The sequence below is a fragment of the Citrobacter freundii complex sp. CFNIH4 genome (genome assembly GCF_002934505.1).
GTDB lineage: Bacteria > Pseudomonadota > Gammaproteobacteria > Enterobacterales > Enterobacteriaceae > Citrobacter > Citrobacter freundii.
Map to the genome: position 1 here is coordinate 406,562 of NZ_CP026231.1, position 25,867 is coordinate 432,428.

Here is a 25,867-nt window from a genome sequence, read left to right on the forward strand (position 1 = left end):
ACTCCTTCGATGTCATTTCTATGGAGGTATGAATCGAGGATGCTCATATCCATAGATTTTGGTTTGGCACGCTCTTACCCCAGGCGCGTTTTGCGAAGACTCCAACTCAAGAACAAAAGCGTGACGCCATAGACTGCCGCATGGAAACCCAACAGCCAGCCTGCGGCCACGAATGACTCGACCGGACGGGTAAAAAATATCCACAAGACGATAGCGCCAAGGATAATCGAGAGCAGTCCACTGAGGGCAAGCCAGATTTCACCCTTGATTTCCCGACGCAGCCGAACGGCGGCGGATATCTCCAGCACACCGGTGAAAATCGCCCAGAAGCCCACGCTAGCCCATAAAAAAGAAGCCAAGACTATCGTGGCGGCCCAAGGAGCAACCAGGACGACGACGCCCGTAAGTATGCCGACAATGCCGCTGAACAGCAGCCAGCCCCAGCGCTCTTTTTTCTGTATATGGCGCACCGCTGCAAACAAGTTGAACGCGCCATTGACCAAGGAAAATGCGCCGAACATGATGGTCATGGCCAACAGAGCCGATTGTGGCATCCAGAACGCGAGGGCTGCAAAAATCAATGCCAAGACACCACGCAGCACAAAAAGCCACCAATTTTGGCTCAGCGAACACAGTGCTTTGGTGGGGTCATCCGCATTGGAATTAGCGATGGTGTCTGTATTCATGCAATATCTCCTAAAGATCTATACAGAATAAAAAATCAAACACTCATGGAACAAGAGAGGGGGCGCTATGCGCCCCCTATCCAGGGGTTTCAGAACAACTTGGACAGTTTTGCCTTGACTTCATCGAGCCAGCCTTTTCCGCAGCCTCCCCCTCCCGTCTTTTCCTTGATTTTCTTGAGTTCAGCGTACAGGGGCTCAAAGTCCTTCCTTTTTCCATAGCCCAGCAGTTCTGCCATTTCCAATTGCTGCCGGGCTTCGTTCAACAATGTCTCCAGGCGCTCATTGGATGCTTCGCTGCGCTGACCATCTTCTACCAGGGGCTCGGCGCGCTTCAGGAGCAGCTTCGCACGCAGGACGGGCAGCGGAAGCACGCTGCGCTCCTCGACCAGCGTGCTGAGCGCTGACTGCAGCGCGGCTTTGGCTTCTTCGATCTTGCCCTGATCGATCAGCGGCACGACTGCCTTCACGGCTGCGGGATAGGACGCCAAAGGGATGCTGGTGACCGTGATCACGATTTCACTGGCCAGCAAAGCCAGCACGTGGCGAGCCTGTTGCACCTCGCCATGTTTGAGGGCATCCAGCGCCTCGTCGGTCATCGCCTCAATGGTTTCCGTGTTGGCGAACAAGTCGTGCACGATGGTGCGCACATCAACGCCGGCCAGGGCGAGCGTGGGTTCGCGCGCGACGATCAGCTCCAGCTTTCCCGTCACTTCGGCCAGCGTTGCCAATGCGCGTGCAGTGTCCTTGCCGTCAAGTGCGGCCAGCGCGGATTTGGTCAGCGACAAGGCCGAGACTGCCTCATCGAGGACTTGTTTACGTTTGTCTTCCGCCTGCGAGTCCGTTTCTTTCTGAACCTCAGGCTGTACCTCCGTGACGACTTCAGGCTTGGACTCTGGACTGACAGGAAGGCTGCTTACCGCGGCCTGTTCGTTTATTCCTTCGTTCGTCGCATTGGGATTCGGTGTTTGCTCATTCATGGTGATATGCCTCGTATGAGATAGTGAAAATAGGCGAATCTATTGGGGCTGAATGCGAACATCGCGAGACTGACCGACAGAGCAGTCAGCCCCTTCATCACCTCAAAACAGCTTTTGGATGCGCGTCTTCAACTCGTCGAACCATCCCTTGCCGCTTTTGCCACCAGCCGACTTTTGCTCAATGGACTTCACCTGATCGAAGATGGGTTTGAAGTCCGCCTTCTTGCCATAACCCAGGATCTGCGCCATCTCGATCTCCGTGCGCACGGACGACAGCAAGGTGCTGAGCTCCTCGTTCTGCTTGGCATCGCGCCTGTCGGTCTCGGCCAGCTTTTCAGCTTTTGCCATCGCGGCTTCGGCCCGTAGCACGGGCAGAGGAAAGGCGACCGAGGTCACCACCAGCGTGTTCAGTGCTCGGGCGAGTTCCGCTTTGGCGTTGTCGATCTTGCCGCTGTCGATGAGCCGTGCGGCCGACTTGATCGCTGCCGGGTACGTTGCCATCGGAAGGTTGTCGGTTTGGATTACGATTTCGCTGGCCAGATTGGCAACGATGGGCCGGGCCTTTTGCACCTCGCCATCACCCAACAACTCCCGAGACAACTTGACCGCTTTCTTTACCGATTCCACGTTGGCGTGGATATCGTGGGTGATGACGCGTACATCGACCGGCGCCAAAGCAAGTTTGGCGTCGCGTGCCAATACCAGTTCCATCTTTCCGCTGGCCAGTTCCAGCGCAGCAAGCGCCTCCTTGGTCTTATTTGCATCAAGGAGGGTCAAAGCCTCCTGGGTCTTGGTGAGCGCCGTGATGGCGTCTTGAGTGAGCTCGGCACGCTTTTTATCGGCTTCCCGGGCGGCCTTGTCATCTACCTGTGGCTGTGCCGCCTTGGATGCGGCAGAGGGTGCTGCAGCACCTGGGCTAGAACCTGCCGCCGATTGGGCCAGAGCCGGTCCGCTCAGTCCGACGACGACCGCCAGGGCAAGTGCGGAGAAGGTGTATTGTGGCTGTTTGATATTCATGATCTTGGGCTCTTGATTGAAGTTAGTTGACTGAGATTTCAATCTGTTTCGGTTTGGCTTGCTCGGCCTTGACAAGCCGCACTTCCAGCACGCCGTCTTTCATGGAAGCCGTCACCTTGGTCGGATCAACGTTGTCAGGCAAGACAAAGCTGCGCACAAAGCGGCCATACGCACGTTCGATGCGGTGGAACTTCTTGCCCTGCTCCTCTTTTTCCAGTTTGCGCTCGCCGCTGATGGTGAGCACACCGTTTTCCGCGCTGACGCGCACGGCATCCTTGGGGACCTCCGGCAGATCCAGCTTGAGGAGGAATGCGTTCTCATCCTCGCTGATGTCCGCCATTGGTGCCCAGTCCGCCGTGGTCATGGCTTCGTTGCCGGTACGGGCGCCCTGTCGCTGGGGTATTCGTCCGAACATCGTCGCCAGGCGGTTTTGCAATTCATCCAGTTCCCGGAAGGGGTCCCACGGTGTCAATGCAGACATATCGGTTCTCCTTGAACAATGCCGACGAATTGGATGACGCACTGAACAGAGCCGTCGGTTTACTCTGAATGGCACCTACTACTGTTTTCAGTTCCGAACAAGTCCTTGAGTCAATTGACGGATATCGCTTTCGTCGAGCGTTTCCCGCGCCAGCAGCTCGCGCGCACAGCGCTCCAGCACCGCGCGGTTGATGTCGAGAATCCGGTAGGCGCGCTCGAACACGCCCATCACGATGTCGCGGATAGCCTGATCGATGCGCGCCTGGGTCGATTCGGCCAACCGGCAACCGCCGTGGGCCAGTTCAGGTGTATCGAGAAAGCGGGGCCGCTGCGCCTCGAAGGCGATGTAGCCCAGGCCCTCGTCCATGCCAAAGCGGGTGATCATGTCGCGGGCGATGTCGGTGGCTCGCGCCAGATCGTCCGCCGTCCCGGTAGACAACTCGCCGAACACCAGCTTTTCGGCGGCACGCCCGCCCAGCAGTACGGCGATCTTGTGCTCGAGATCGGTACGCGTCATCAGGAAGCGGTCTTCGGTGGGGCGCTGCAAGGTGTAGCCCAGCGCGCCGATGCCGCGCGGGATGATCGAGATCTTGTGTACGGGGTCGGTTTCGGGCAGCGCCAGCGCCACCAGCGCATGGCCCATCTCGTGATGGGCCACGGTTTCCCGCTCCTTGGGGTTGAGCACGCGGCTCTTCTTTTCCAGGCCCGCCACGATGCGCTCGATGGTCGCGGTGAAGTCCTGCAATTCCACGGCGGACGCACGGCGTCTCCTCGCCGCCAGCGCCGCCTCGTTGACCAGATTGGCGAGGTCCGCGCCGGAAAAGCCCGTGGTCAGTGCGGCTACCTGTTCGAGGTCTACATCCTGGGCCAGCGTCACCTTCTTGACATGAACCTTCAGGATGTCCAGCCGCCCCTTCTTGATGTCGGGCCGGTCCACCAGCACCTGGCGGTCGAAGCGGCCGGCACGCAGCAGCGCCTGGTCGAGGATTTCGGGGCGGTTGGTGGCGGTGAGGATGATCAGCCCGACCGAGCTGTCGAAGCCGTCCATCTCCGTGAGCAGCTGGTTGAGGGTCTGCTCGCGCTCGTCGTGGCCGCCGACGCCGCGCGCGCGGCCCAGCGCATCGAGCTCGTCGATAAAGATGATGGCCGGTGCCTGCCCGCGGGCCAGCTCGCACACACGGACCGCACCCACGCCGACGAACATCTCGACAAACTCTGAGCCGGAGATGGAGATGGAGAAGCAGGGCACCGCCGCCTCGCCGGCAACAGCCTTGGCCAGCAATGTCTTGCCGGTGCCCGGTGGGCCGACCAGCAACACGCCCTTGGTAATGCGCGCCCCGAGACGGCCATAGTCCTGCGAATTCTTCAGGAAATCGACGATCTCGACCAGCTCCGCCTTGGCCTCATCCCCCCCCGCGACATCGGCGAACGTCACACCGGTGTTCTTTTCCACGAACACCTTGGCGCGGCTCTTACCGATGTTGAGAAACCCGCCCATGCCCTGCTTCTCGGCGAAGCGGCGGAACAGGAAGAACCAGACGCCAAAGAAGGCTACCGCTGGCAGGATCCACGACAGCACATCGCGCAGCCAGGTGCTCTCCAACACGCGGGCATAGGGCACGTCGTACTTCGACAGGCGATCGGCAAGATCGGGTTCGACCCTCGTTGCAACGATCGTCGTCTTGCCCCGGCTGTCCGGCGACTTCAGGCGCCCGGTCACCGTACGATCCGACACCAGCACTTCGGCCACGCGCCCCTCGGCCAGCGCCTTCTCGAACTCGCTGTAGGGCACCGGCTCGACGGTTTTCGCCGTCTGCCAGTAGCTCTGCAAACTCAACAACAGCAGGAGTGCAACGATCCAGTAGCCGGTATTCCATTGATTCTTTTTTTCCATGGGCCGTGTTCCTCGAAAGTCGAGTTGCCAGAGGATCAGGTGAACAGACGGGCCGCACCGTCACGCAAACGGATGGCCAGCGAGCGGGAGAGCAGTGCCGCCGCTGATGAGCAGCCCCCACGGCGTGGCCGACCGCGGATCACGCTTGTAGACGACCGCGTGACCCGCGGCCACGACCGCCACCGCGATCGAGGCCAGGGAGGCTGCCCATGCCAGGCCGATGGGGTCGGACACGGCAGCCTCGCCCGCCATCAAGATGCGTCGCTCGCCGACTTCTTCTTGCGCGAGCCTTTGCCAGCGTCGCCGTGCGGCGTCTCGGTCGCCTTCGCGGCATCCGGCAGCTCCGGCTCGGCCGGGGTCTGCGGTGGCTCTTTGCGTTCGAACACCACGCGTTCGGCCTTGTCGTCCCAGCGTGCGCTGGCGTGATCGCCCTTGCCGATGCCGCCACCGAGCATCTCGCGCGCCAGCGCAGTTTCCAGCTCGCTACGGATCAGGCGCTTGAGTTCACGCGCACCGAACTCGGGCTTGTAGCCTTCTTCCGCGAAATGGTCGATCAGCGTCTGATCGAAAGTGAGCGTCACGCCCTGGCTGGCGGCGCTGCGCGCCACGCGATCGAGCTGCAGGCCGACGATGTGGCGGATCTCCTCCTTGCCCAGCGCATGGAAGACGATTATCTCGTCGATGCGGTTGAGGAACTCGGGCCGGAAGTGGCCGCGCAGCACGTCCATGACCTCGGCCTTGGTCTTTTCGTACTCCTCGCCAGCCGCCTCACGCGCCTTCAGCCGTCGCTGGATGATGTCCGAACCCAGGTTGGACGTGGCGATGATGATGGTGTTGGTGAAATCCACCACCCGGCCCTTGCCGTCGGTGAGGCGACCGTCGTCGAACACTTGCAGCAGGATGTTGTAGACGTCAGGGTGTGCCTTCTCGATCTCGTCGAGCAGCAGCACGCTGTAGGGCTTGCGCCGCACCTTCTCGGTGAGCTGACCGCCTTCGTCGTAACCGACATAGCCCGGAGGCGCGCCCACCAGCCGCGCCACGGTATGGCGTTCGCCATATTCCGACATGTCGATGCGCAACAGGGCGTGCTCATCGCCGTAGATAGATTCGGCCAATGCCTTGGCGAGCTCGGTCTTGCCCACCCCGGTCGGGCCCAGAAACAGGAAGGTAGCCACCGGTTTGCTGCCTTCGCGCAGGCCGGCGCGGGACAGCCGCACGGCATCGGCCACGGCACGGACCGCCTCGTCTTGTCCCACCAGGCGCTCGTGCAGCCGTTGTTCCAAGTGCAGCAGCTTTTCGCGCTCTTCCACCGTCAACTCGTTGACCGGGATGCCGGTCAGGCGCGAGACGATCTGCGCCACGTGTTCCGCCTTTACCTCGGCACTGCCGGAGGCCCGCTCCCGCTCCCAGTCCTCGACGAGCTTCTTGAGCTCGGCCTCCTTGGCTTCGATGCGCTTGCCGAGCTCGGCGGCCTGGTCGTACTGCTTGCGCGCGGCCACGTAATCCTGTTCACGCCGCAGCTGGTGCAGTTCGGACTCCAGCTCCTGCACGGCCACCGGCCGGGCCGTGGCCGACAGCTTCACGCGCGCGGCCGCCTGGTCGAGCAGGTCGATCGCCTTGTCCGGCAGGAAGCGCGCCGTGATGTAGCGGTCGGACAACTCGGCCGCCGCGATGATCGCGTCCTCGGAGATGCTGACCTTGTGGTGCGCCTCGAAGGTGTCGCGCAGGCCGCGCAGAATCATGATGGTCTGGGCCACCGTCGGCTCGGGCACCGTCACCGGCTGGAAGCGCCGCTCCAGTGCGGCATCCTTCTCGATGTATTTCTGGTACTCGTTCAGCGTCGTGGCGCCGATCAGGTTGAGTTCACCGCGCGCCATCATCGGTTTGAACACGTTGGCCACGTCCAGCCCGCCTTCGCCACCGCCCTGGCCGGCACCGACGATGGTGTGCACCTCGTCGATGAACAAAATCAGCTCGCCCTGGTGCTCGGTCACCTCCTTCAGCACCTTCTGCACGCGCTCCTCGAACTCGCCGCGATATTTGGCGCCGGCCACCATGGCGTTGATGTTGAGTTCCACCAGGCGCTTGTCGCGCAAGGTCTCGGGCACTTCACCCGCCACCATGCGCTGCGCCAGCCCTTCGACGATGGCGGTCTTACCCACACCCGGCTCGCCGATCAGCACCGGGTTGTTCTTCTTGCGCCGGGCCAGCACCTCGATGGTGGTTTCGATCTCCTGCGCGCGGCCGATCACCGGGTCGAGCTTGCCGTCGCGCGCCATCTTGGTCAGGTCGCGCGAGTACTTGTCGAGTTCTGGCGTGTTGGTCGGCGTCTCAGCGCGTCCATCCTCGGCGCCCTTGCCGACCACCTTGCTGACCTGTTGGCGCAGCGCCTGCGGCGTCAGGCCGTAGCGGCGCAGCAGGTTGGCGGCCAGCCCTTCGCCTTCCTCGGCCAGACCGATCAGGAAATGCTCTGGACCGACATAAGAATGGCCGAGTTCATTGGAGGCCACGAAGGCGCGGCTGAGCGCATCCTTCACGCGCGGCGACACGCCGATCTCGCCCTCGAAGGGCTTGTCCCCGCGCTTGGCCTCAGACTCGATCTGCCGCTTGAGGTCATCGACCTTGATCTTGAACTGACCCAGGATGGTCTTGACCACGTCGCTGTCGGCCAGCGCCAGCAGCAGATGTTCGGTATCCACCTCGGAGCGGCCAAATTCGGCAGCGTGTTTGGCGGCCTCCTGCAACAAGGCTTCCGACTGTTCGCTGATGCGGCTGGCCAGCCCACTGCCGCGACGGCGCGGCGCACCCGAACCTGCGGCGGCGGGCTCGCCAAACGAGGCATCGACCACGTCATCGGTATCGGCGGCAACTGGCGTCGCGTCGTCGCCGATGCGGAAGAAGTCACTGCCGAGGAAGTCCTCGAACAGGCCACTGCGCGAACCGAACAAGGCTTCCAGCGGCGAAACGGTGCGCTTTTGCTGGCGCACTAATTGCCGGTAATGGTCGTCGCACAACAGCATGGTGCTGTGACGACCGTTGAGATTGGCTTCCACCCGCACGGTGGCGGGTTGGCCGCAGACCTGGCATTGTTTTCTGGCCATGCTGATGCTCCTGAGAAGGTTGACAAGGTTGAGGCGACGAGGCATCGCGAGCCGCGACACCTCGTCTCGGGCCGGGTTTTTCTTGTGACGAACGAGCCGGCGACGTCAGCCGTTGATCGGGATCGAGCGTCCCTGCTTCGGCGCACTGACCTCGCGCTTGTCGATCGTGACCGTGAGCACCCCGTTCTTGAACGATGCCTTGATCGAATCCTGGTTGGCGTCGTCAGGCAGGTTCAAGGCACGCTGAAAGCTGCCGTAGGAGCGCTCCACACGGTGGAAGCCACCTTCCTTCTTCTCCTGTTCCTGGCGCTTCTCGCCACGCACCATCAGCACGTCGTTGTCGAGGGTGATCTGGATGTCCTTCTCCTCGACACCGGGCACTTCCAGGGCAATCTTGTACTGCTTGTCGGTTTCCTGGATGTCCAGGGCCGGCTTCAGCATGCCCGACCAATCGGATGGCCACTGCGGCATGTTCAACGCCGAAAAACCGAAGCCCCGGAATGCGTCATCGAACAGCCGGTCGATTTCCCGATGCAGTTGCAGGATCGGGCTGACTGGCCCGCTAGCCGCTGGCAGGTCATTGCGCTGCACTGGCAGGGAAGAGGCGGTCTGCTGCTCTTGCTGCTCGTTCTTGAACCAGTTCCAGGGAGCCAACTTCTTGAAATCGATGTCCATGTCATACCTCCAGAAAAATTGGAAAACGAGTTACTCAAGCCCTTTGCCTGCTGCGACGGGCACTGCATGTAATGGCTCAATAGTAATGTCCGCCTGTGGCTCAATTCAGATGTCCGCGCTATGGTAAGCTTCACTGGTCCGTTTAAACTACCGGGAGGCATATCATGAGCGCAGAAAGCTCAGGAGTGTTTACTTTGAAAGAGATCAACCGGATCAAGATTATACAGGACGTCATTGAACGTCGCATCACAACGCGCCGTGCGGCCGAGCACCTCGGTATCAGCGACAGGCAATGCCGCAGACTTCTTGCCCGTTACCGTGAAGGCGGACCGCTTGGTATGGCCAGCAGACGATGTGGCATGCGTGGTAACCGCCAGTTGCCACCCGGGCTCGCAGATCAGGCTCTGGAACTGATCAAGACGCGTTATGCTGATTTCGGTCCGACTCTGGCGCGTGAAAAGCTCGAAGAACTCCACGGACTGTTTCTTGGCAAAGAAACTGTCCGGCGCATCATGGTGCGGGCTGGCTTATGGGTTCCCCGTAAACAACGTGCCGCAAGGATCCCTCAACCACGGTACCGGCGTCCGTGTACTGGTGAGCTGATACAAATAGATGGCTGTGATCACGACTGGTTTGAAGGCCGTGGCCCGGCCTGCACCGCGCTGGTCTATGTTGATGATGCAACCAGCAAACTGATGGAACTGTTGTTTGTTAAATCGGAGTCCACGTTTTCTTACTTCGAAGCCACGCGGCGCTATATCGATAAGCATGGTAAACCGCTGGCACTGTACAGCGATAAAGCCGGTGTTTTTCGTGTTAACAATAAACACGCCACAGGCGGAGACGGGCATACTCAGTTTGGGCGAGCCATGCATGAACTGAACATCCAGACTATCTGTGCAGAAACCAGTCCCGCCAAAGGGCGTGTAGAACGAGCTCACCTCACTTTACAGGATCGTCTGGTCAAAGAGCTGCGGTTACAGGGCATTTGTTCAATGGAGGCTGCAAATGACTTCGCTGAGGCCTATATGGCTGACTATAACCGCCGTTTTGGCAAAGTACCGCGACATGATTTTGACGTACACCGTGCTGTAGAACATGATGAGGACCTGGGGCTTATTTTCACTGTTCGTGAAAAACGTAAAGTCTCAAAATCGTTGACGATACAATATGATAAAATGTTGTACCTGATTGAAGACAGCGAACTGAGTCGCCGTGCAATAGGTAAATATATCGATGTGTATCACTATCCTGATGGCAGAAAAGAGCTGCGCCTGAACGGTACGCTACTTCCCTACTCTACCTACGACCGACTGTCAGAAATCGACCAGGGCGCGATTGTCGATAACAAGCGTCTTGGCCGAACCCTGGAGTTTATCAGTCTGGTGCAGAGCAAGCGGGATAACACGCGCTCTCAGTCAATTCCCGCTGGAGATGGCCCTTCCCGACGACGGCCAAAGCAGGAAGGGAAGAAATCCCAGCGCTCACTGGATAATGATGACATGCTCGAAGCACTCAAACAGCTTCAGTCACGTTCAGAGGACATTTTTGGTAAAAGAGCCCGCTGATGGTACTCACTGGCCGGACAGTGGTTGCTCACCAGTTGATATTGTCCGGCCAGACCCATGATGTATTATTCATTTCGTTCAGCATCTTTATGTCCTGCTTTTCACGGGCATACTTACCCCATAATGAATGAAAAGAACGAACAATACTGATTAACTGCTTTTTTCTTTGCTCCGGAGATAGGCTGATAAAATAGCAGCACCTGCTGTCAATATTATCCTCAATGAAATTAAAATCAGAGTCTGATGCATATTTTACTGTTAGCATAATATCATTCGACGTTGTTCTCTCAGACTCTGTTAATGCTGATTCTATCAGGTATTCAAAGGCATACATGACAGACAGCTGGTTTTTGTCTGTCTGAATATAACCCATTGAGTTTCTGAGTATTGAGGACTGTACCAGGACCAGAGGCCATAAAAGCTCAACACCATAAAGCTTATATGTATCATGTTGATCATACTGATGTTGCTCAACACGACGATTACCTTCCCGTGCTTTACGAATATCATAGGCAAGGGATAACATAAATCCGTCTTTAACTTTAATCAGTGGGCTTTCATCCACGATGTAATGAATGAGTTCATGTAATTCATTCAGGGCTTCTGAATCTCCCCACAGTATAAAACCTGCATTGTTCGGCGTTAACTCGTATCGAAGCATGGGCTCAATCATCCTGTTGTTTCAGTCGGAGGAAAGTCTATCAGTAAAGAGAATGAGAGATCAAAGTGGTCATTTTAATTGAGCTGGATAACGGACATTTCAATTGAGCCTTGACACTGCGCCCAGGCGACACGGGCTGCTCGGATGACTTCTGCTGTTCACGCTTGCGCATCACCTCCTTCTTTGCTCCGGCTCGGGTCTGATCATTGAGCCACTGATCGATTTCACTTTGACGAAACCGCCACGTCCCGTCCACCTTGAAAGCCGGAATTTCCCCGTGCGCGGCGAGCCGATAAAGCGTCCGCTTGCCGACTTTCAAGTACGCAGCCAATTCATCGAGCGTGAAAATCACCTGTAGGTGCGCTTTCATCTCACCCTCTCCAATTGCGTCGCTTTGCGGTTCCGGCCAAGGAAATCCTTGCAATACTTTGTAAAATATTACACCTACCATGACAAACTTCAAGAGTCAAGAGTCAATGTACAGCGTTCTCCCGCCCCATTGATGCAGGTCAACTGCTCAGGCAAGGCGCAGGGGGGCGGCCTGATCAGGCAATGGACAGCGCCTGGCTCGTCAGCCTGCGTGTGCCACAGGCGCCTCGATCAAACACCGATCCTCACGTTGTAGTCGAGTGCCCGCAGCCCCTTGCTTGTCTGCATGTTCCTTGGCGGAAACTCGTCTGGGCGCGCCCAGACGACGATTTCCCCGAGGCTGCTCAGGCCAACGTGCGGAATTGCCCAGTCGTCGCTGCGGATCGCGTTCCAGAGTCGGGCCGAAACACTTCCGTTGCCCCAGACAACGTAGTTCAACAGTATCCGTCCGGCCAACACACCTTCCCGATACCGCCGCCGAAGGCCATGGCCCATCAAGCGGATTTTCCATGCGCCCTCAGCGCCGTACCAACAGCAAATCTTTCAAGGCCCAGGTCATTCAGGAGTGTTCTGAACCCGATGCCTCCATCGCAAACATCGCCTTGGGCTACAGCCTCAATGCCAACCTCGTCCACAAATGGATTCGCCTGCTTACCCAGAAAACCACGGCTATCCAGCCAGCGTTCATCCCGTTGCCTTCTCAAATGCTCGGCGCGGGTTCGCATGCTCAAGCGCGCTGCTGCGATCATGAGTTTGATCCAGTCGGCCCGTAATAATGGGCACGATCCGTATGCCTATCTCAAGTGAAGTGGTTTACTGAATTTGGCCACCTGAACAGAGGTGATATGCTCACCTCAGAACATTACAGGTGCCTCAATGAAAAAAAGAAATTTCAGCGCAGAGTTTAAACGCGAATCCGCTCAACTGGTCCTTGATCAGAACTACACCGTTGCAGCTGCGGCCAGTGCTATGGATGTCGGCCTTTCTACCATGACGCGATGGGTAAAGCAGTTGCGGGATGAACGACAGGGCAAAATACCTAAAGCCTTTCCTATAACCCCGGAGCAGATTGAAATACGTGAGCTGAAGAAAAAAATACAACGCATTGAAATGGAAAACGACATATTAAAAAAGGCTACCGCGCTCTTGATGCCAGACTCCCTGAACAATTCTCGTTAATCGGGAAACTCAGAGCGCAGTATCCTGTGGTCACACTTTGCCACGTGTTCGGGGTTCATCGCAGCAGCTACAAATACTGGGGAAAAAGCCCCGAAAAGCCAGACGGCAGGCGAGCTGTGTTACGCAGTCAGGTTCTGGAACTGCATAACATCAGCCATGGCTCTGCTGGCGCAAGAAGTATCGCGATTATGGCAACCCTGAAAGGCTTCAGAATGGGACGCTGGCTTGCCGGAAGGCTCATGAAAGAACCGGGTCTGGTGAGTTGTCAGCAGCCAACTCACCGGTATAAACGTGGTGGTCATGAACACACCGCTATCCCGAATCGCCTTGAGCGACAGTTTGCAGTGACAGAACCGAATCAGGTGTGGTGCGGCGATGTGACGTATATCTGGACAGGCAAGCGTTGGGCTTACCTTGCTGTTGTTCTCGATCTGTTCGCAAGGAAACCTGAGGGTTGGGCAATGTCATTCTCACCGGACAGCAAGCTGACATCAAAGCGCTGGAAATTGCGTGGGAAGCTTGCGGTAAACCCGCCGGAGTGATGTTCCACAGTGACAGTAATAATGCCGGTGTCAGTCTTTACCACCACTCAGTTTGCCGTTTAACCCGATTGGTGTGATTACTGATGCAGTGAAGACCTTTCCGCATCACATCACTACAAATATTGATTTTTGATTGTTGGATTCGCACCAGATTTCACCTCTGTAGGGTATTCAAAAATGCTCAGTTATTACTGATGCCTAAACTGCAGCGTTGCGGGCAGGTAGCGTTGTAGCGTTTCGGGCGTATCGCCCTCGATCAATTGGCTTATCAGATCATAGCAGTGCCAGGCCAACTGGCGGTTATCCTGCTGTACGGTATCGATACGCAGCGACAGCGAATCATAAAGATAGTGATCGTCAAAGCTCGTCAGATGGATATCTGAGTCGAGTAAATGGTGCTGGCTCATATAGCGCAGTACCCCTTCGAGCAGTCCACAGGCGGCAGTGAACAGCGCCTTAGGCGGCCGCCCAAGTCGCGCGCAGAGTGCGGCGAACATCTCATAGCCTGAGCTCGGGTGGTAGTTACCGTTAATCACCCATTCCGGGCGCAGTGCAATACCCGCCTGAGCCAAACCCTGCGTGAAGCCGGTCAGACGATCGCGTGAAGGCGACAGACGCGACTGACCGCCTAAAAACCAGAACTCATCGCTATGCTTAGGTGCAATGCGGGAAATCAGTTCCGCCGTTGGGGTAATCGAATCAGTCATCACCAGCGGCAGCAGGCTTTCATTAGGACAACGGTCAAACAGCACTACTGGCAGTTGTTGGCTGAGCTTAAGATAGTCGGCATCGTTGTGCATACATGAAGCGACGATCAGACCGTCAACCTGGCGGGAAATCATGTTATTGACCACCACGCTCTCCTGACCGGGGTTTTCATCAGTACAAGAGATCAATAGCTGGACGCCTGCTTCGCGGCACAGCATTTCCAGCTCATGTGAAAAGACCGCAAAGCCGTGGTTGGTGATCTCCGGCACCACCAGTCCGATGGTGTGGCTGCGGTTGTCGCGCAGCGAGCGGGCGTGAATGCTTGGCTGATAGTGCTGCTCACGGGCAATCGCCAGTACTCGCTCACGCGTTTCCTGCGCCACACGCAGCTCCTTACCACGACCGTTCAGTACTAGGCTGGCGGTCGCTTTTGAGACGCCAGCCTGTTCGGCGATATCTTTAATGGTTACGCGTTTAGTTTTCATTACGACGCCATGAGCTTGAGGCAAAACGCTTATTCTACCATGCAAGTTCGCAGCGGCCAGTAGCAGAATGCGTCCGGTGTGATGCCAGAGAACATTAGCTGCCCTGAACAGGCCGGGAAGTAGCGGCAGCTCATCACTCCTTCGCCGCCGTTGATGAAAATCTCCACGCTAGACTGGTCGATGAAAATATGCAGCGAGCGGACGTCTCCGCGCCAGTAACGATAATGCTTCTCGTCGCTGGCCAGACTGGGTCGGGCCAGGCGGATCCCGCTGGCATCGCGTTCAAGGATTAATGCGCCGTCAAAATCGAGGCTCAAAATATCGTCCCCAGTGGTTTGTAGAACGATTTCCATCGGTGCCAGCGGCAGGGAGTTCCCTGCCCAGCCGTGCGCTTCGCCGCGCAGGGCGCTCAGCTCTCGTAGAGGACGTTGGTATAGCTGACCATCGATAAACTCCAGCTCACGCAGGCAGGTCATCTGATGGATCCAGCCGTTGGTGAGGGTCGGTTGAAGCATCTCTTCGCCCTCCGGCACGCCCATCCAGCCGACCAGCAGACGGCGGCCATCACTGGTAAGCATGGTTTGCGGGGCGTAGAACTCAAACCCTGCGTCCAATTCGTGCAGTTCGCCATGCTCGAAGGCCGCGCGGTGGTAGTCGAAATCGCCGCTCATCCACACTGCCGGGTAGGTGTTGAGATAGCGCTCTTTCTCACGAGGCACGCCCTGCGGGCAGCAAATCAGGACATGCTGGTCGCCGAGGGCAAACAGGTCCGGGCATTCCCACATATAGCCCGCGTCGTCCAGGCCATTGATGCCATAACCGGCGATTTCGCCCTGACTCGTCCACTCATGAAGGTCCGCTGAGCTGAATAACAACACCTTGCCACGCTTTTGCAAATCCTGTGCGCCCAGCACCATGTACCAGCGACCTTCGTGCTGCCAGACTTTCGGGTCACGCACGTGGCCGGTATAGCCCTCCGGCAGCGGTAATACCGGGCCGAGTTTGGTAAACGTGCCGTCGGCATTTTCCGTCGCCAGGCACTGCCACGCGGTTCGGCTGCCGTCGTCAAATTTTACGTTGCCGGTATAGCACAGGGTGAGCGTGCCCTGACTATCCACGGCGCTTCCGGAGTAGCAGCCGTTGCGGTCATACTCTTCATCCGGCATGAGCGCGATCGGCTCATGTTGCCAGTGCAGCAGGTCGGCAGAGCTCCAGTGCCCCCAGCACTTGAACTTATGATCGCAGGCGAGCGGGTTCCACTGATAAAACAGGTGATAACGTCCGGCAAATTCAATAAAGCCGTTGGGATCGTTCATCAGCCCGGTCACCGGCGCATGGTGCCAGCGGGGATAGTGGCTGTCGGCCAGCGCGCGCGGCTGGCCCTGCATAACAGCCTGCAAAATCGCAGGCAGGCGTGATGGATGTGACATTATTCAGCGTCCGTTTTGTATTTCAGTACCAGGGAGACGACAAAGGCGACGCCAAAGGCGATAACCATCCCGATAATGTAGTTCAGCAGCGAGCTGGCCTGCACGATAGCCATGCCAGGGATAGCCGTCAGGCCCACCGCGGTCATGTAAACATGCATGGATACCACCCACGCGCCGCCCACCGCGCCGCCAATCAGGGCTGCGATAAACGGTTTTACAAAGCGTAAGTTAATACCAAAAATCGCCGCTTCGGTGATGCCGAGCATGGCAGAAAACGCCGAGGGCAGGGTAATGGCTTTGATTTTGGCATCTTTCGTTTTGAACCACACCGCCAGACAAGCACCGCCCTGAGCGACGTTGGCCATCGCCCAAATCGGCAGCAGGAAGTTGACGCCGATGGATGGGTTGCCCAGCAGTCCCGCTTCGATGGCGTGGAAGCTGTGGTGAATACCGGTAATGACGATAACCGAATAGAGACCGCCAAACAGCAGTCCGGCCAGCCAACCGGCGTGGGTAATCAGGGTGCTAAGGACAAACGAAATACCGTCGCCAAGCGCGCGACCAGCCGGGCCGATAATCAGCAGGGCGATAAAACCGGAAATGATCACCGTCAGGAACGGCGTCAGGATCAGATCCAGTGCATCGGGGATCACGCGACGCAGCTGTTTCTCAACGATGCTCATAAACCACACCGCCAGCAGCACCGGGAACACCGTGCCCTGATAGCCGATCATGGCAATCTCAAGGCCGAAGAAGTTCATGGTGTGGAAACCGGCGGCCACACCCCAGGCGTTGGTGAGCGCCGGGTGAGTCAGGATGCCGCCAAGCGTCGCGCCAAGATAAGGATTACCACCGAACTCGCGGGCGGCGGTGAAGCCAATCAGGATCGGCAGAATAATAAACGCCGCTGAGCTGCACATATCCAGCATGATGTAGATGGCGTTACCCGGGTCGACCCAGCCGTACGTTTTAACCATCCCCAGAAGGCCCATCAACAGGCCGGAGGCGACGATAGCCGGGATGATCGGCACAAAGATGTTCGACAACAGGCGGGCAATGCGCTGGAAAGGATTCAGTTTTTTCGCCGCAATGTCGGCAGCTTCCGATTTGCTGGATTCGCCAATCCCTGCCGCCTGGATAAAGGCGGCGTAGACTTTGTTCACCACCCCGGTGCCGAAGATAATCTGCATCTGTCCGGCGTTACGGAAACAGCCCTTCACCCCATCAATTTTGCCGATGGCCTGCTGATCGGCCAGTGAGTCATCGACCAGCACCAGGCGCAGGCGTGTGGCACAGTGCGCGGCGCTGGCGATATTTTCCTTGCCTCCCAGAAGCGGAAGTAGCGAGCGGGAAATCTGTTCAAAATCCATAGTACCCTCTGAATGCGTATTGATTTTCGAGTTGTCGTCCCGTGGTAGCCGGAGCGCATTCTCTTCGTTGTTATTGTGTCCGGGGCGACGAAACGTATTTTGTCGCCCCGGCGGTTACTGTCGCCAGGTGTTAACCATCAAAACCAGGTTTCCATCTGCATCCCGAACGACCATTCGCCGCCCGATTTAAAACCACTGCTGCCCAGCGCGTCATCGCTGGCGTAATTATTGAGTTTTTTGCTCCAGTCCATCCACGAGGTGTAAAGACGGATTTCAGGACGGCTGAAGAAATCGCCGATGTCGCCAACCTTAAAGGTCGGGGCGAAGGTGAGCTTGTAGAAGCTGCCGTTTACCGCATGGCGATCGTTATAACCTTCAGGTTTGAGATCCATATACTGGTAACTGCCTTCATAAGCGAGGGCGAAGTTTTGATTGATCTCCTGGATCAGACGCATGTTGAGGGTTGCCCACTGGTAGCTGTCGCCATCGACATAACGGTCTTTACTGGTTTGTGCCAGTATCGCCGGGGCGATAAACCAGTTCTTGCTCAGTGGCGTGGTGCCGTAGCTGGCGAAGCGCCAGGTGTTAGCCCCCGAGCGTAACGCGCCGTCAGAGCCGACACCTTTAACTTCGGCACCCAGTCCGTGACCGTAGAGCAGGGCGGTTTTGCTGGCACCTTCACGCAGGCCGTAAAAACTGTCGTTGTGCAACCCGAGCAGCGCATGTACACCGGTATTTGCCGCATCGCCTTTGACCGGATTACCGTTGGTATCCTGGCGTTCGTCGTTGTCTTTTGCCCGCATCCCGCTGACCATCATCTGCACCGGCCCGATGAAATTGTTCATGCTGACGATGTAGTTCTGCACACTGTTGCTGGTATCAGCAATATCGCCGAAGTTACGCCCGTAAAGAGAGAAGTTGCTGCGAACGCTGTCGTTCCACCTGACATCGTAAATACCGCCGCCGGTACCGGCGAGGAACACGACATCCGAGTCGATCCAGTGAATGTCAAAGTTATCCCGGTCAAAGCGTTTCCCGGCCCACAGGGTGGAGCCTTTAAACGGCCCGTCGAAGGTGGGCAAGTTGCCCAGTTCAACAAAGGCCTGACGCACGTTCAAATCACTGGTGCTCGCCGTCCAGTCGTTATAAGTGGTTTGACCGTCGGCGACCATGACTTTGAAGCGGGTCGTTGCCCCGTTATCCAGGGTCTGCTTATGTTCAAGATTCATTTCAACATAGGTATCGGCCTGGTTTCCCAGGCGGCCAATAGCCCCACCGGTTTCCCCTGCTGGCGTCATGTAGGCTCCGGATTTGGTGCTGGCGCCGGAGTCATTCATTATCACGCCGGAGCGGGCGTAGCCGTGGAACTCAAACCCGCTTTTCTCATCGGCTTTTTTCTCCAGTTTGGCGGTACGCTGAGCCACTTCCTGAGTGCTGTCCTGGGTTTTTTGTTGCTGTGTCGTGAGCTGCTGTACTTTCTTCTCTGCCGACTCTGCGCGGGTTTCTGCCGTTTGCGCTCTGTTTTCGGCATCCTGTAAGCGTTTTTCCAGCGCAATTAAACGGGCTTCGATACTGCTGAGATCCGTTTGTGCATGGGCTGAGGCGGCGCCGGTTAGCAAAGCGATAAGAACCGCGAGTGTGCTTTTTCTGAACATATTGATTGCATCCCAAAAGGAAAATAAAAAATTGTGTGTTTTTACTAAACCGGTTTAGTTGCAATGTTAAGCACGACATTTAACATTTTGAAATTGATTTTGCTAAACCGGTTTAATAAGTGTGATGGATGCAACAAAGTGGACCGCGTACGACGGTATTTAGGATCAAATCTGGCGGTGTAGATCGCGCTGGTATGGCAGGGCAGTCATCGCGCCTTTCGCCAGGGTTGCCAGGGCACCGCAGGTTTGCGCCAGAGCGAGCGTTGGCTCCAGGGCATTGATATCCGCCGGCATCCCGTTGGCAGCAAGGCTGGCAAGCAGTCCGGCGACAAACGCATCGCCCGCACCGGTGGTATCCACGCTGACAACCGGTTTAGCGCTGAAATGGATAAACTGCTGCTGGAATGCGGCGATGACGCCCGCTTTACCCTGAGTCACCAGCAGTAATTCAGGCTGATAACGCTCAGTGATGCTGGCGATCCCCTGCGCGATATCATTACTCCCGCTGATGAGTATCAGCTCTTCTTCGGACAGTTTCACCACGTTCGCCAGACGCAGGGCGCGGTCGAGACAGGCGTGCAACAGGTTCTGATCTTGCCAGAGATCCAGGCGGATATTAGGGTCAAAGCTCACCCGGCCACCGGCACGTTTGATGTTCTCCATAGCCGCGAAGGTAGCACTGCGGCTGGGCTCGGCGCTGAGCGCGATGGAGCAGATGTGCAACCACTGTCCGGCGGCAAACTGTGGCAGGTCTTCTTCAGCCAGGAACAGGTCAGCGCTGGGGCGTACCATAAAGGTAAAGGTGCGTTCACCTTGGTCATCAAGGTCGACCACCACAGTGGACGTGCGGTGATGATCGTCAAGATACATATGGCTGACGTCGACCTGCTCCTGTTGCAGGGTATGACGCATGTAGCGGCCAAACGGGTCACCGCCGACGCGGCCGATAAATCCGCTGTTGCCGCCAAGGCGGGCAACCCCTACCGCCACGTTAGCCGGCGCGCCTCCAGGGCACTGTAGCAAGCGCCCTTCACTCTCCGGTAGCAGGTCCACCACTGCGTCGCCCAGAACCCAAACTTTTGCTTTCATGCTAAAACCCTCCAAGGCTAAACTTAATTAAACCGGTTTAGCATATTAAATCACAGTGAATGAGTGGGGGAAAGTTCCAGCCGGAAAAGCACTGCTCAGGGCATAAAAACGTGAGCCGCCTTACGAAATAGAATTGATTCGACAGCTGTGAAGACTTACGTCCTGGACACAAATGGATCCTGGATAAATTACCATGCAACTTGATGAAATTATCATGTTTTATCTTATTTACAGATAAATCAAAGGGCTTTTAACACCACACTTCTTGGCATAATGGTTAAGTGTAGTAATGCTCGCTCTGGATGGGTTTGCTTCTATGCTGCGCAGGTATTTGTAAGAAATACCCATTCTACTGGCGAGTTGTTGTCGCATCAGGCCAGCGAAACTGCGCAATTTCATCAGCGTTTCTGGAGGGTTTCCTTTAAAACTTCATCGACAAAACCGCTTTTTACCGTAGATACAGTAAGTGCCTCTTCTCTGCCATTATCCCAGCATCCAAGGTTACCGGGTTCTGATGTAGTCTGCCGATATGCAAGAAATGCAACGGCATCATGCTGGTTATGATGCTGTTTAATCTTCATTGTCACATGGACTATTCAGGGAGCGACAAGCGCTCCCACATGAAAACAGAACCACTCGTTTCATTTACGTGCTTCCTCAAAAGTAATCTCATACCCAATACTTCTGATTTAGTAGGGTTCTGATCATATCATGCAGCTCGATTGCGCTCAATTTGACGGTTTTCATCTTTACACAATGCTCGGTTATGATACTTTGTGATAGGCATGACAAGATCTGGCCGTAATTTTTTAGAAGTGAGTTTGCCCGCCACTTCACGGGACAGCATACATCCGGATAAAACCGGTAACAGGAAAGGCTCCACGCTGCATACGGAGGAAACAGAATTAATGAATGATAAATTGCCGCCCTGCGCTGATACCAGGGTGGAACGTGTCCGTCTTAAAGATGGGGATTACTTTTTCCCTGCTGAACCCGCCATAAAAGCGGATTCTTTGCGGACAAAATCGCTCCTTCATCGTTTTAACCACACCGATCCTGCTCATATTGATTCCCGCCTGCTACTGATGAAAGAGTTGCTGCCTGAATGTGGGGAAGGGGTATCTGTCACCACGTCTTTCCACTGCAGCAGGGGGTATAACATTCGTAAGCGTCGTCTCAGCACCGTCTGGCAGATCCTGAAATTCCTGAGAGGATAGTGGACACCAAATATGGTGGACACTATCCATGAAATCATTAACCACAGTGCGTAAAAAAAGCCCTAATTATCCCGTTGAGTTCAAAATCAAAATGGTTGAACTCTCGCATCGACCAGATATCCGAGTCTTTGCGTTTGCCAGCGAGGATAAGGAGTACCAACCGTTACTCGATGATATTCTGGATGGTCCAATGGTTGGGCGTTTTGATACTGAGGAAGCCGGAAAGGCTTTGATCGATGGTGGATTGATTGAGCGTTTGATGTCAACTATCATGCCCTTTATCACTTCAGAGGCCCCTCTACCCGATACGCATCTACGTCGGGAAACAACCTGGTATTATCCACTGGAAGCTATTCGCGAAACTGTTGTAAATGCACTGGCTCATCGTGACTGGACACGCTTTGTTGAGATAGAGATTGGCTTGTATAGGGAAGGTGCGAATAAGCAGGTCATTTCTTCCCAAGCTGACTCGCTGATTAAAATTTCGCGGATCTGGGCCGATTTTTTTCCCGCAAACACATCGAATCAGCCTATTTAGGCTATTTTTTCCACCATTTCTGGCGTTATTTCCGGTTTTTACTGAGATCTCTCCCACTGACGTATCATTTGGTCCACCCGAAACAGGTTGGCCAGGGTGAATAACATCGCCAGTTGGTTATCGTTTTTCAGCAGCCCCTTGTATCTGGCTTTCACGAAGCCGAACTGCCGCTTGATGATGCGAAACGGGTGCTCCACCTTGGCACGGATGCTGGCTTTCATGTATTCGATGTTGATGGCCGTTTTGTTCTTGCGCGGATGCTGCTTCAAGGTTTTTACCTTGCCGGGACGCTCGGCGATCAGCCAGTCAACATCCACCTCGGCCAGCTCCTCGCGCTGTGGCGCTCCTTGGTAGCCGGCATCGGCTGAGACAAATTGCTCCTCTCCATGAAGCAGATTACACAGCTGATTGAGGTCATGCTCGTTGGCCGCGGTGGTAACTAGGCTGTGGGTCAGGCCACTCTTGGCATCGACACCAATGTGGGCCTTCATGCCAAAGTGCCACTGATTGCCTTTCTTGGTCTGATGCATCTCCGGATCGCGTTGCTGCTCTTTGTTCTTGGTAGAGCTGGGTGCCTCAATGATGGTGGCATCCACCAAAGTGCCTTGGGTCATCATGACGCCTGCTTCGGCCAGCCAGCGATTGATGGTCTTGAACAATTGACGGGCCAGTTGATGCTGCTCGAGCAGGTGGCGGAAATTCATGATGGTGGTGCGATCCGGCAGGGCGCTATCCAGGGATAATCGGGCAAACAGGCGCATGGAGGCGATTTCGTACAGGGCATCTTCCATGGCACCGTCGCTCAGGTTGTACCAATGCTGCATGCAGTAAATACGCAGCATGGTCTCCAGCGGATAGGGCCGTCGGCCATTGCCCGCCTTGGGATAAAACGGCTCGATGACAGCGGTCATATTCTGCCATGGCAGAATCTGCTCCATGCGGGAGAGGAAAATCTCTTTTCGGGTCTGACGGCGCTTAGTGCTGAATTCACTATCGGCGAAGGTGAGTTGATGGCTCATGATGTCCCTCTGGGATGCGCTCCGGATGAATATGATGATCTCATATCAGGAACTTGTTCGCACCTTCCCTAGATTAGGAAAACGGTAATGACTCCAACTTATTGATAGTGTTTTATGTTCAGATAATGCCCGATGACTTTGTCATGCAGCTCCACCGATTTTGAGAACGACAGCGACTTCCGTCCCAGCCGTGCCAGGTGCTGCCTCAGATTCAGGTTATGCCGCTCAATTCGCTGCGTATATCGCTTGCTGATTACGTGCAGCTTTCCCTTCAGGCGGGATTCATACAGCGGCCAGCCATCCGTCATCCATATCACCACGTCAAAGGGTGACAGCAGGCTCATAAGACGCCCCAGCGTCGCCATAGTGCGTTCACCGAATACGTGCGCAACAACCGTCTTCCGGAGCCTGTCATACGCGTAAAACAGCCAGCGCTGGCGCGATTTAGCCCCGACGTATCCCCACTGTTCGTCCATTTCCGCGCAGACGATGACGTCACTGCCCGGCTGTATGCGCGAGGTTACCGACTGCGGCCTGAGTTTTTTAAATGGCGGAAAATCGTGTTGAGGCCAACGCCCATAATGCGGGCGGTTGCCCGGCATCCAACGCCATTCATGGCCATATCAATGATTTTCTGGTGCGTACCGGGTTGAGAAGCGGTGTAAGTGAACTGCAGTTGCCATGTTTTACGGCAGTGAGAGCAGAGATAGCGCTGATGTCCGGCGGTGCTTTTGCCGTTACGCACCACCCCGTCAGTAGCTGAACAGGAGGGACAGCTGATAGAAACAGAAGCCACTGGAGCACCTCAAAAACACCATCATACACTAAATCAGTAAGTTGGCAGCATCACCCAAAAGCACAACGTCTTCACTACAGCGGTGGGGATTTGTGTCTGAACCAGGAGCTAAAAATTTATCTGCGCGAAAGTGAATTTCCAGAACTGAAAAATTATATCGGTGATGACCTGCTGGTGACGGATGGTACCAGTCTGTTGGGGGCAGATGATAAAGCCGCCATCGCCGCGATTATGAATGCCCTGGAGTACCTTGTCGCACATCCGGAGATTAAGCATGGGCCGGTGAAGGTCGGTTTTGTTCCTGATGAAGAGCAGGGATTACGAGGTGCAAAAGCATTTGATGTTGCGGCGTTTGGGGCTGATTTTGGCTATACCCTGGATTGCTGCGGCATTGGAGAATTTGTCTATGAGAACTGGAACGCGGGTGATGCGGAAATCATCTTTACCGGCCAGTCCGCACACCCTATGTCGGCCAAAGGTAAGCTGAAGAACTCTCTGCTGATGGCGCATAAGTTTATTGCGATGCTGCCCGGAGGAGAGGCGCCTGAGTATACGGAAGGACGCGAAGGGTATTACTGGGTAAAACAACTTCAGGGTAACAGTGCCCGTACGGTACTTAAGCTGGATATCCGGGAGTTTACCGAAGAGGGGTATAAGGCGCGTATGGCATATATCCGCCAGCTGGCCGTCAGCACCTGCGCGCTGTGGGGAGAAAACAGCGTGGTCTGCCATTTAACCGATCGCTATGCCAATGTGTTCAATAGCTTGCAGGGCGATGCTCACTACCCGATTGATATTGCGTTACGCGCGTATCAGAAGTGTGGCATTACCCCGCAACCTGTCGCCATGCGTGGTGGATATGATGGCGCAGTGTTATCGCAGAAAGGACTACCTTGCCCGAATATTTTTACCGGTGCCCATAACTTTCATTCGATTTATGAATACCTGCCGGTGCGTTCACTGCGGGCCGCCAGCGATGTCGTGGTAGCGGTCATTGAGGAAACCTTTGCTGAGTTCGCGCAGGGGAGAGCTCAGTCATGATTCAGGTGTTAATTGCCCTACTGGTGATCGTGGTGGTCGCGCGTCTGATCCTGAAAGGTTATCGCGCTGAACCCGTGTTGTTCATTGCTGGCCTGGTGTTGATGATTTGTACGGCGTTAACCGGATGGGGTTCTGTATTACCGAAGGGTGTTGCCAGTACGGGGATTTCATTTCTCGATCCTTTCGAGGTGATGCGCGATCTCTTTAGTACGCGTGCCGCCGATCTCGGCCTGATGATCATGGCGCTCATGGGATTTGCGCATTACATGGATCATATCGGGGCAAATGAAGCGGTTGTGCGGGTTGTGACGAAACCTTTGCGCGCGCTGCGTTCGCCCTATGTGCTTCTATTTTTCTCCTATCTGCTCGCCAGCCTCCTGCAGTTGGCCATTCCATCCGCCACCGGGCTAGCCGTGTTGCTGATGGGGACGATGTTCCCCATTATGCTGGGGTTAGGGCTTTCTGCGGCCTCAGCCGCTGGGGTTATTGCCACCTCGCTTGGTGTGGCATATACCCCGACGGCCATCGATGCTATCAGGGGATCTAAAGCGGTCAATATGGATGTGGTGGAATACGTTGTTTACCACCAGGGACCCGCAGCGCTGGCAACCGTGCTGGTCGTCGGTGTCTGCCATTTCTTCTGGCAGCGGCATTGCGACCGTAAAGCGGGGACACTTCCACGAGAAATCGGTAGCGCTGAGGTGACTGACTCAGGAAAAGCCCCGGCTTTTTATGCGCTGCTCCCGATGCTTCCGATACTGATGGCGGTGGGATCATCGGAAATGTTTGTCAGTGGTATTAACCTGAATATTATCACCATTGTGCTCATTTCGATGGCTGTCTGTATGTTGATTGAATGGCTGCGGGTGCGTGATTTAAAGTCAGTATGCGAAGGATTCAGCCATTTCCTTAAAGGCATGGGCACTGCCTTTACCGGGGTAGTTGGGCTGCTGGTTGCGGCAGGTGTTTTTGCCCACGGGATTAAAGTTATTGGTGCCATTGATCAATTAATCCTGATGGCGGAGCACGTGGGATTACCCCCATTTGCTATGGCGGTGGTGTTTGCGCTGGTGACGCTGGCGGCAGCAATTATTATGGGATCGGGTAATGCGCCATTCCTTGCTTTCGTTGAGCTGATCCCGCAAATCGCGGCAAGTATGGGCGCTAACGCTGTTGCCATGATCCTGCCGATGCAGCAGGCATCACATATGGGGCGGGCAATTTCACCGGTTTCCGGCGTGGTGATTGCCGTTTCCAGTGGGGCGAAAATAACGCCATTTGATGTGGTTAAACGTACCGCCGTACCGCTGATTGTGGGCTTTGTAACTCATACCCTGATCATCGGTATTTTCTATTAACTTCGTTTGTAA

At 55.8% G+C, this 25,867-nt stretch carries 23 protein-coding genes and 3 pseudogenes; 7 read left to right on the plus strand and 19 right to left on the minus strand.

All coding sequences use genetic code 11. From position 1 onward, the window contains the following. Window positions 1-74: 74 nt before the first annotated feature. From hdeD-GI to hsp20, 8 genes are all read right to left on the minus strand, one after another. Window positions 75-686 (minus strand): heat resistance membrane protein HdeD-GI, encoded by a 612-nt coding sequence (gene hdeD-GI / locus C2U41_RS02120; RefSeq protein WP_003847772.1) that lies wholly within the window; start codon window positions 684-686, stop codon window positions 75-77. Between the two features lie 89 nt (window positions 687-775). After that, window positions 776-1,663: a heat resistance protein YfdX2 gene (yfdX2, locus tag C2U41_RS02125; RefSeq protein WP_003847770.1), complete on the minus strand. Its 888-nt coding sequence runs from the start codon at window positions 1,661-1,663 to the stop codon at window positions 776-778. A gap of 102 nt (window positions 1,664-1,765) precedes the next feature. After that, entirely contained in the window at window positions 1,766-2,680 is a 915-nt protein-coding gene (gene yfdX1, locus C2U41_RS02130) for a heat resistance protein YfdX1 (protein WP_003847769.1), read from the minus strand. Window positions 2,681-2,702: 22 nt separating this feature from the next. Next, entirely contained in the window at window positions 2,703-3,161 is a 459-nt protein-coding gene (gene hsp20-GI / locus C2U41_RS02135; RefSeq protein WP_001275372.1) for a small heat shock protein sHSP20-GI, read from the minus strand. Between the two features lie 87 nt (window positions 3,162-3,248). Continuing rightward, window positions 3,249-5,054, minus strand: coding sequence for an ATP-dependent zinc metalloprotease FtsH (ftsH, locus tag C2U41_RS02140; protein WP_003847766.1), 1,806 nt, complete (start codon window positions 5,052-5,054; stop codon window positions 3,249-3,251). Window positions 5,055-5,114: 60 nt separating this feature from the next. After that, entirely contained in the window at window positions 5,115-5,306 is a 192-nt protein-coding gene (locus tag C2U41_RS02145) for a hypothetical protein (RefSeq protein WP_001446316.1), read from the minus strand. Continuing rightward, on the minus strand, window positions 5,306-8,155 hold the full coding sequence (clpK, locus tag C2U41_RS02150; protein ID WP_003847763.1) for a heat shock survival AAA family ATPase ClpK: 2,850 nt from the start codon (window positions 8,153-8,155) through the stop codon (window positions 5,306-5,308). Before clpK ends, C2U41_RS02145 begins: the two co-directional genes overlap by 1 nt. A gap of 105 nt (window positions 8,156-8,260) precedes the next feature. Further along, window positions 8,261-8,830: a small heat shock protein sHSP20 gene (hsp20, locus tag C2U41_RS02155; RefSeq protein WP_003847761.1), complete on the minus strand. Its 570-nt coding sequence runs from the start codon at window positions 8,828-8,830 to the stop codon at window positions 8,261-8,263. Window positions 8,831-8,994: 164 nt separating this feature from the next. Here hsp20 and C2U41_RS02160 point away from each other — a divergent pair, with 164 nt between their 5' ends. Beyond that, window positions 8,995-10,398: an ISNCY-like element ISKpn21 family transposase gene (locus tag C2U41_RS02160; protein WP_001567368.1), complete on the plus strand. Its 1,404-nt coding sequence runs from the start codon at window positions 8,995-8,997 to the stop codon at window positions 10,396-10,398. 28 nt (window positions 10,399-10,426) lie between these two features. Here the strand turns inward: C2U41_RS02160 and C2U41_RS02165 are convergent, their stop codons facing one another. The 3 genes from C2U41_RS02165 to C2U41_RS02175 form a co-directional block, all read right to left on the minus strand. Continuing rightward, complete coding sequence (locus C2U41_RS02165; RefSeq protein ID WP_001567369.1) at window positions 10,427-11,059, minus strand: DUF6904 family protein; 633 nt, start codon at window positions 11,057-11,059, stop codon at window positions 10,427-10,429. A 40-nt stretch (window positions 11,060-11,099) separates the two neighbouring features. Next, the gene (locus C2U41_RS02170; RefSeq protein ID WP_233901301.1) at window positions 11,100-11,429 is read right to left on the minus strand and encodes a helix-turn-helix domain-containing protein; all 330 of its coding nucleotides are present in this window, start codon (window positions 11,427-11,429) and stop codon (window positions 11,100-11,102) included. A 230-nt stretch (window positions 11,430-11,659) separates the two neighbouring features. After that, entirely contained in the window at window positions 11,660-11,923 is a 264-nt protein-coding gene (locus C2U41_RS02175) for a hypothetical protein (RefSeq protein WP_003847756.1), read from the minus strand. Window positions 11,924-12,145: 222 nt separating this feature from the next. Here C2U41_RS02175 and C2U41_RS29460 point away from each other — a divergent pair. Both C2U41_RS29460 and C2U41_RS02185 read left to right on the plus strand, forming a co-directional pair. Further along, window positions 12,146-12,232 (plus strand): annotated as a pseudogene (locus tag C2U41_RS29460) (transposase domain-containing protein); the annotation flags it as partial. Between the two features lie 72 nt (window positions 12,233-12,304). Continuing rightward, window positions 12,305-13,172 (plus strand): annotated as a pseudogene (locus tag C2U41_RS02185) (IS3 family transposase); the annotation flags it as partial. A 165-nt stretch (window positions 13,173-13,337) separates the two neighbouring features. On the opposite strand, the gene C2U41_RS02190 reads toward C2U41_RS02185, so the two are convergent. The 6 genes from C2U41_RS02190 to C2U41_RS30055 all read right to left on the minus strand — a co-directional run bounded on the left by C2U41_RS02190 (window position 13,338) and on the right by C2U41_RS30055 (window position 20,285). Next, the gene (locus C2U41_RS02190; RefSeq protein ID WP_003029591.1) at window positions 13,338-14,342 is read right to left on the minus strand and encodes a LacI family DNA-binding transcriptional regulator; all 1,005 of its coding nucleotides are present in this window, start codon (window positions 14,340-14,342) and stop codon (window positions 13,338-13,340) included. 29 nt (window positions 14,343-14,371) lie between these two features. Continuing rightward, window positions 14,372-15,772 (minus strand): sucrose-6-phosphate hydrolase, encoded by a 1,401-nt coding sequence (locus C2U41_RS02195; protein WP_003029589.1) that lies wholly within the window; start codon window positions 15,770-15,772, stop codon window positions 14,372-14,374. Then, the gene (locus C2U41_RS02200) at window positions 15,772-17,142 is read right to left on the minus strand and encodes a sucrose-specific PTS transporter subunit IIBC (protein ID WP_000345204.1); all 1,371 of its coding nucleotides are present in this window, start codon (window positions 17,140-17,142) and stop codon (window positions 15,772-15,774) included. The genes C2U41_RS02195 and C2U41_RS02200 overlap by 1 nt, the downstream gene beginning before the upstream one ends. 137 nt (window positions 17,143-17,279) lie before the next feature. After that, window positions 17,280-18,797 carry a carbohydrate porin gene (locus C2U41_RS02205; RefSeq protein ID WP_003029587.1) on the minus strand — a complete coding sequence of 506 codons (1,518 nt, stop codon included), beginning with the start codon at window positions 18,795-18,797 and terminating at the stop codon, window positions 17,280-17,282. A gap of 165 nt (window positions 18,798-18,962) precedes the next feature. Further along, window positions 18,963-19,886 carry an aminoimidazole riboside kinase gene (locus C2U41_RS02210; RefSeq protein WP_003029584.1) on the minus strand — a complete coding sequence of 308 codons (924 nt, stop codon included), beginning with the start codon at window positions 19,884-19,886 and terminating at the stop codon, window positions 18,963-18,965. Window positions 19,887-20,114: 228 nt separating this feature from the next. Next, the gene (locus C2U41_RS30055; protein WP_077258089.1) at window positions 20,115-20,285 is read right to left on the minus strand and encodes a helix-turn-helix domain-containing protein; all 171 of its coding nucleotides are present in this window, start codon (window positions 20,283-20,285) and stop codon (window positions 20,115-20,117) included. Window positions 20,286-20,671: 386 nt separating this feature from the next. Here C2U41_RS30055 and C2U41_RS02225 point away from each other — a divergent pair, with 386 nt between their 5' ends. Both C2U41_RS02225 and C2U41_RS02230 read left to right on the plus strand, forming a co-directional pair. Continuing rightward, window positions 20,672-21,103: a maltose acetyltransferase domain-containing protein gene (locus C2U41_RS02225; RefSeq protein WP_174329993.1), complete on the plus strand. Its 432-nt coding sequence runs from the start codon at window positions 20,672-20,674 to the stop codon at window positions 21,101-21,103. 28 nt (window positions 21,104-21,131) lie between these two features. Beyond that, a complete protein-coding gene (locus C2U41_RS02230; RefSeq protein ID WP_181013983.1) occupies window positions 21,132-21,641 on the plus strand; it encodes a hypothetical protein in 510 nt (169 codons plus the stop codon). Between the two features lie 38 nt (window positions 21,642-21,679). On the opposite strand, the gene C2U41_RS02235 is transcribed toward C2U41_RS02230, so the two are convergent. Then, window positions 21,680-22,660: an IS5-like element ISKpn26 family transposase gene (locus C2U41_RS02235; RefSeq protein WP_032170067.1), complete on the minus strand. Its 981-nt coding sequence runs from the start codon at window positions 22,658-22,660 to the stop codon at window positions 21,680-21,682. A 98-nt stretch (window positions 22,661-22,758) separates the two neighbouring features. Continuing rightward, window positions 22,759-23,456, minus strand: a protein-coding gene (locus C2U41_RS02240; protein ID WP_095033700.1) for an IS1-like element IS1B family transposase whose coding sequence is annotated in 2 segments (ribosomal slippage) — window positions 22,759-23,207 and window positions 23,207-23,456 — 699 coding nt in all. Because the reading frame shifts where the segments join, the coding sequence is not laid out codon by codon here. A gap of 57 nt (window positions 23,457-23,513) precedes the next feature. Here C2U41_RS02240 and pepT point away from each other — a divergent pair. Together pepT and dcuC are read left to right on the plus strand one after the other, a co-directional pair. Beyond that, window positions 23,514-24,497, plus strand: a pseudogene (gene pepT / locus C2U41_RS02250) (peptidase T); the annotation flags it as partial. Continuing rightward, window positions 24,494-25,855 (plus strand): C4-dicarboxylate transporter DcuC, encoded by a 1,362-nt coding sequence (dcuC, locus tag C2U41_RS02255; protein ID WP_003830889.1) that lies wholly within the window; start codon window positions 24,494-24,496, stop codon window positions 25,853-25,855. The pseudogene pepT and the gene dcuC, both read left to right, overlap by 4 nt. Window positions 25,856-25,867: the final 12 nt, after the last annotated feature.

Excerpts from the sequence above, each read along its gene's own strand:
- C2U41_RS02230 (WP_181013983.1), top strand. The coding sequence starts at position 21,132 with ATGAAATCATTAACCACAGTGCGTAAAAAAAGCCCTAATTATCCCGTT.
- hdeD-GI (WP_003847772.1), bottom strand. The coding sequence starts at position 686 with ATGAATACAGACACCATCGCTAATTCCAATGCGGATGACCCCACCAAA.
- yfdX1 (WP_003847769.1), bottom strand. The coding sequence starts at position 2,680 with ATGAATATCAAACAGCCACAATACACCTTCTCCGCACTTGCCCTGGCG.
- C2U41_RS02225 (WP_174329993.1), top strand. The coding sequence starts at position 20,672 with ATGACAAGATCTGGCCGTAATTTTTTAGAAGTGAGTTTGCCCGCCACT.
- C2U41_RS02195 (WP_003029589.1), bottom strand. The coding sequence starts at position 15,772 with ATGTCACATCCATCACGCCTGCCTGCGATTTTGCAGGCTGTTATGCAG.
- hsp20 (WP_003847761.1), bottom strand. The coding sequence starts at position 8,830 with ATGGACATCGATTTCAAGAAGTTGGCTCCCTGGAACTGGTTCAAGAAC.
- C2U41_RS02170 (WP_233901301.1), bottom strand. The coding sequence starts at position 11,429 with ATGAAAGCGCACCTACAGGTGATTTTCACGCTCGATGAATTGGCTGCG.
- C2U41_RS02160 (WP_001567368.1), top strand. The coding sequence starts at position 8,995 with ATGAGCGCAGAAAGCTCAGGAGTGTTTACTTTGAAAGAGATCAACCGG.
- C2U41_RS02145 (WP_001446316.1), bottom strand. The coding sequence starts at position 5,306 with ATGGCGGGCGAGGCTGCCGTGTCCGACCCCATCGGCCTGGCATGGGCA.
- C2U41_RS02200 (WP_000345204.1), bottom strand. The coding sequence starts at position 17,142 with ATGGATTTTGAACAGATTTCCCGCTCGCTACTTCCGCTTCTGGGAGGC.
- C2U41_RS02210 (WP_003029584.1), bottom strand. The coding sequence starts at position 19,886 with ATGAAAGCAAAAGTTTGGGTTCTGGGCGACGCAGTGGTGGACCTGCTA.
- C2U41_RS30055 (WP_077258089.1), bottom strand. The coding sequence starts at position 20,285 with ATGAAATTGCGCAGTTTCGCTGGCCTGATGCGACAACAACTCGCCAGT.
- dcuC (WP_003830889.1), top strand. The coding sequence starts at position 24,494 with ATGATTCAGGTGTTAATTGCCCTACTGGTGATCGTGGTGGTCGCGCGT.
- C2U41_RS02235 (WP_032170067.1), bottom strand. The coding sequence starts at position 22,660 with ATGAGCCATCAACTCACCTTCGCCGATAGTGAATTCAGCACTAAGCGC.
- hsp20-GI (WP_001275372.1), bottom strand. The coding sequence starts at position 3,161 with ATGTCTGCATTGACACCGTGGGACCCCTTCCGGGAACTGGATGAATTG.
- C2U41_RS02190 (WP_003029591.1), bottom strand. The coding sequence starts at position 14,342 with ATGAAAACTAAACGCGTAACCATTAAAGATATCGCCGAACAGGCTGGC.
- C2U41_RS02175 (WP_003847756.1), bottom strand. The coding sequence starts at position 11,923 with ATGGGCCATGGCCTTCGGCGGCGGTATCGGGAAGGTGTGTTGGCCGGA.
- yfdX2 (WP_003847770.1), bottom strand. The coding sequence starts at position 1,663 with ATGAATGAGCAAACACCGAATCCCAATGCGACGAACGAAGGAATAAAC.
- ftsH (WP_003847766.1), bottom strand. The coding sequence starts at position 5,054 with ATGGAAAAAAAGAATCAATGGAATACCGGCTACTGGATCGTTGCACTC.
- clpK (WP_003847763.1), bottom strand. The coding sequence starts at position 8,155 with ATGGCCAGAAAACAATGCCAGGTCTGCGGCCAACCCGCCACCGTGCGG.
- C2U41_RS02205 (WP_003029587.1), bottom strand. The coding sequence starts at position 18,797 with ATGTTCAGAAAAAGCACACTCGCGGTTCTTATCGCTTTGCTAACCGGC.
- C2U41_RS02165 (WP_001567369.1), bottom strand. The coding sequence starts at position 11,059 with ATGCTTCGATACGAGTTAACGCCGAACAATGCAGGTTTTATACTGTGG.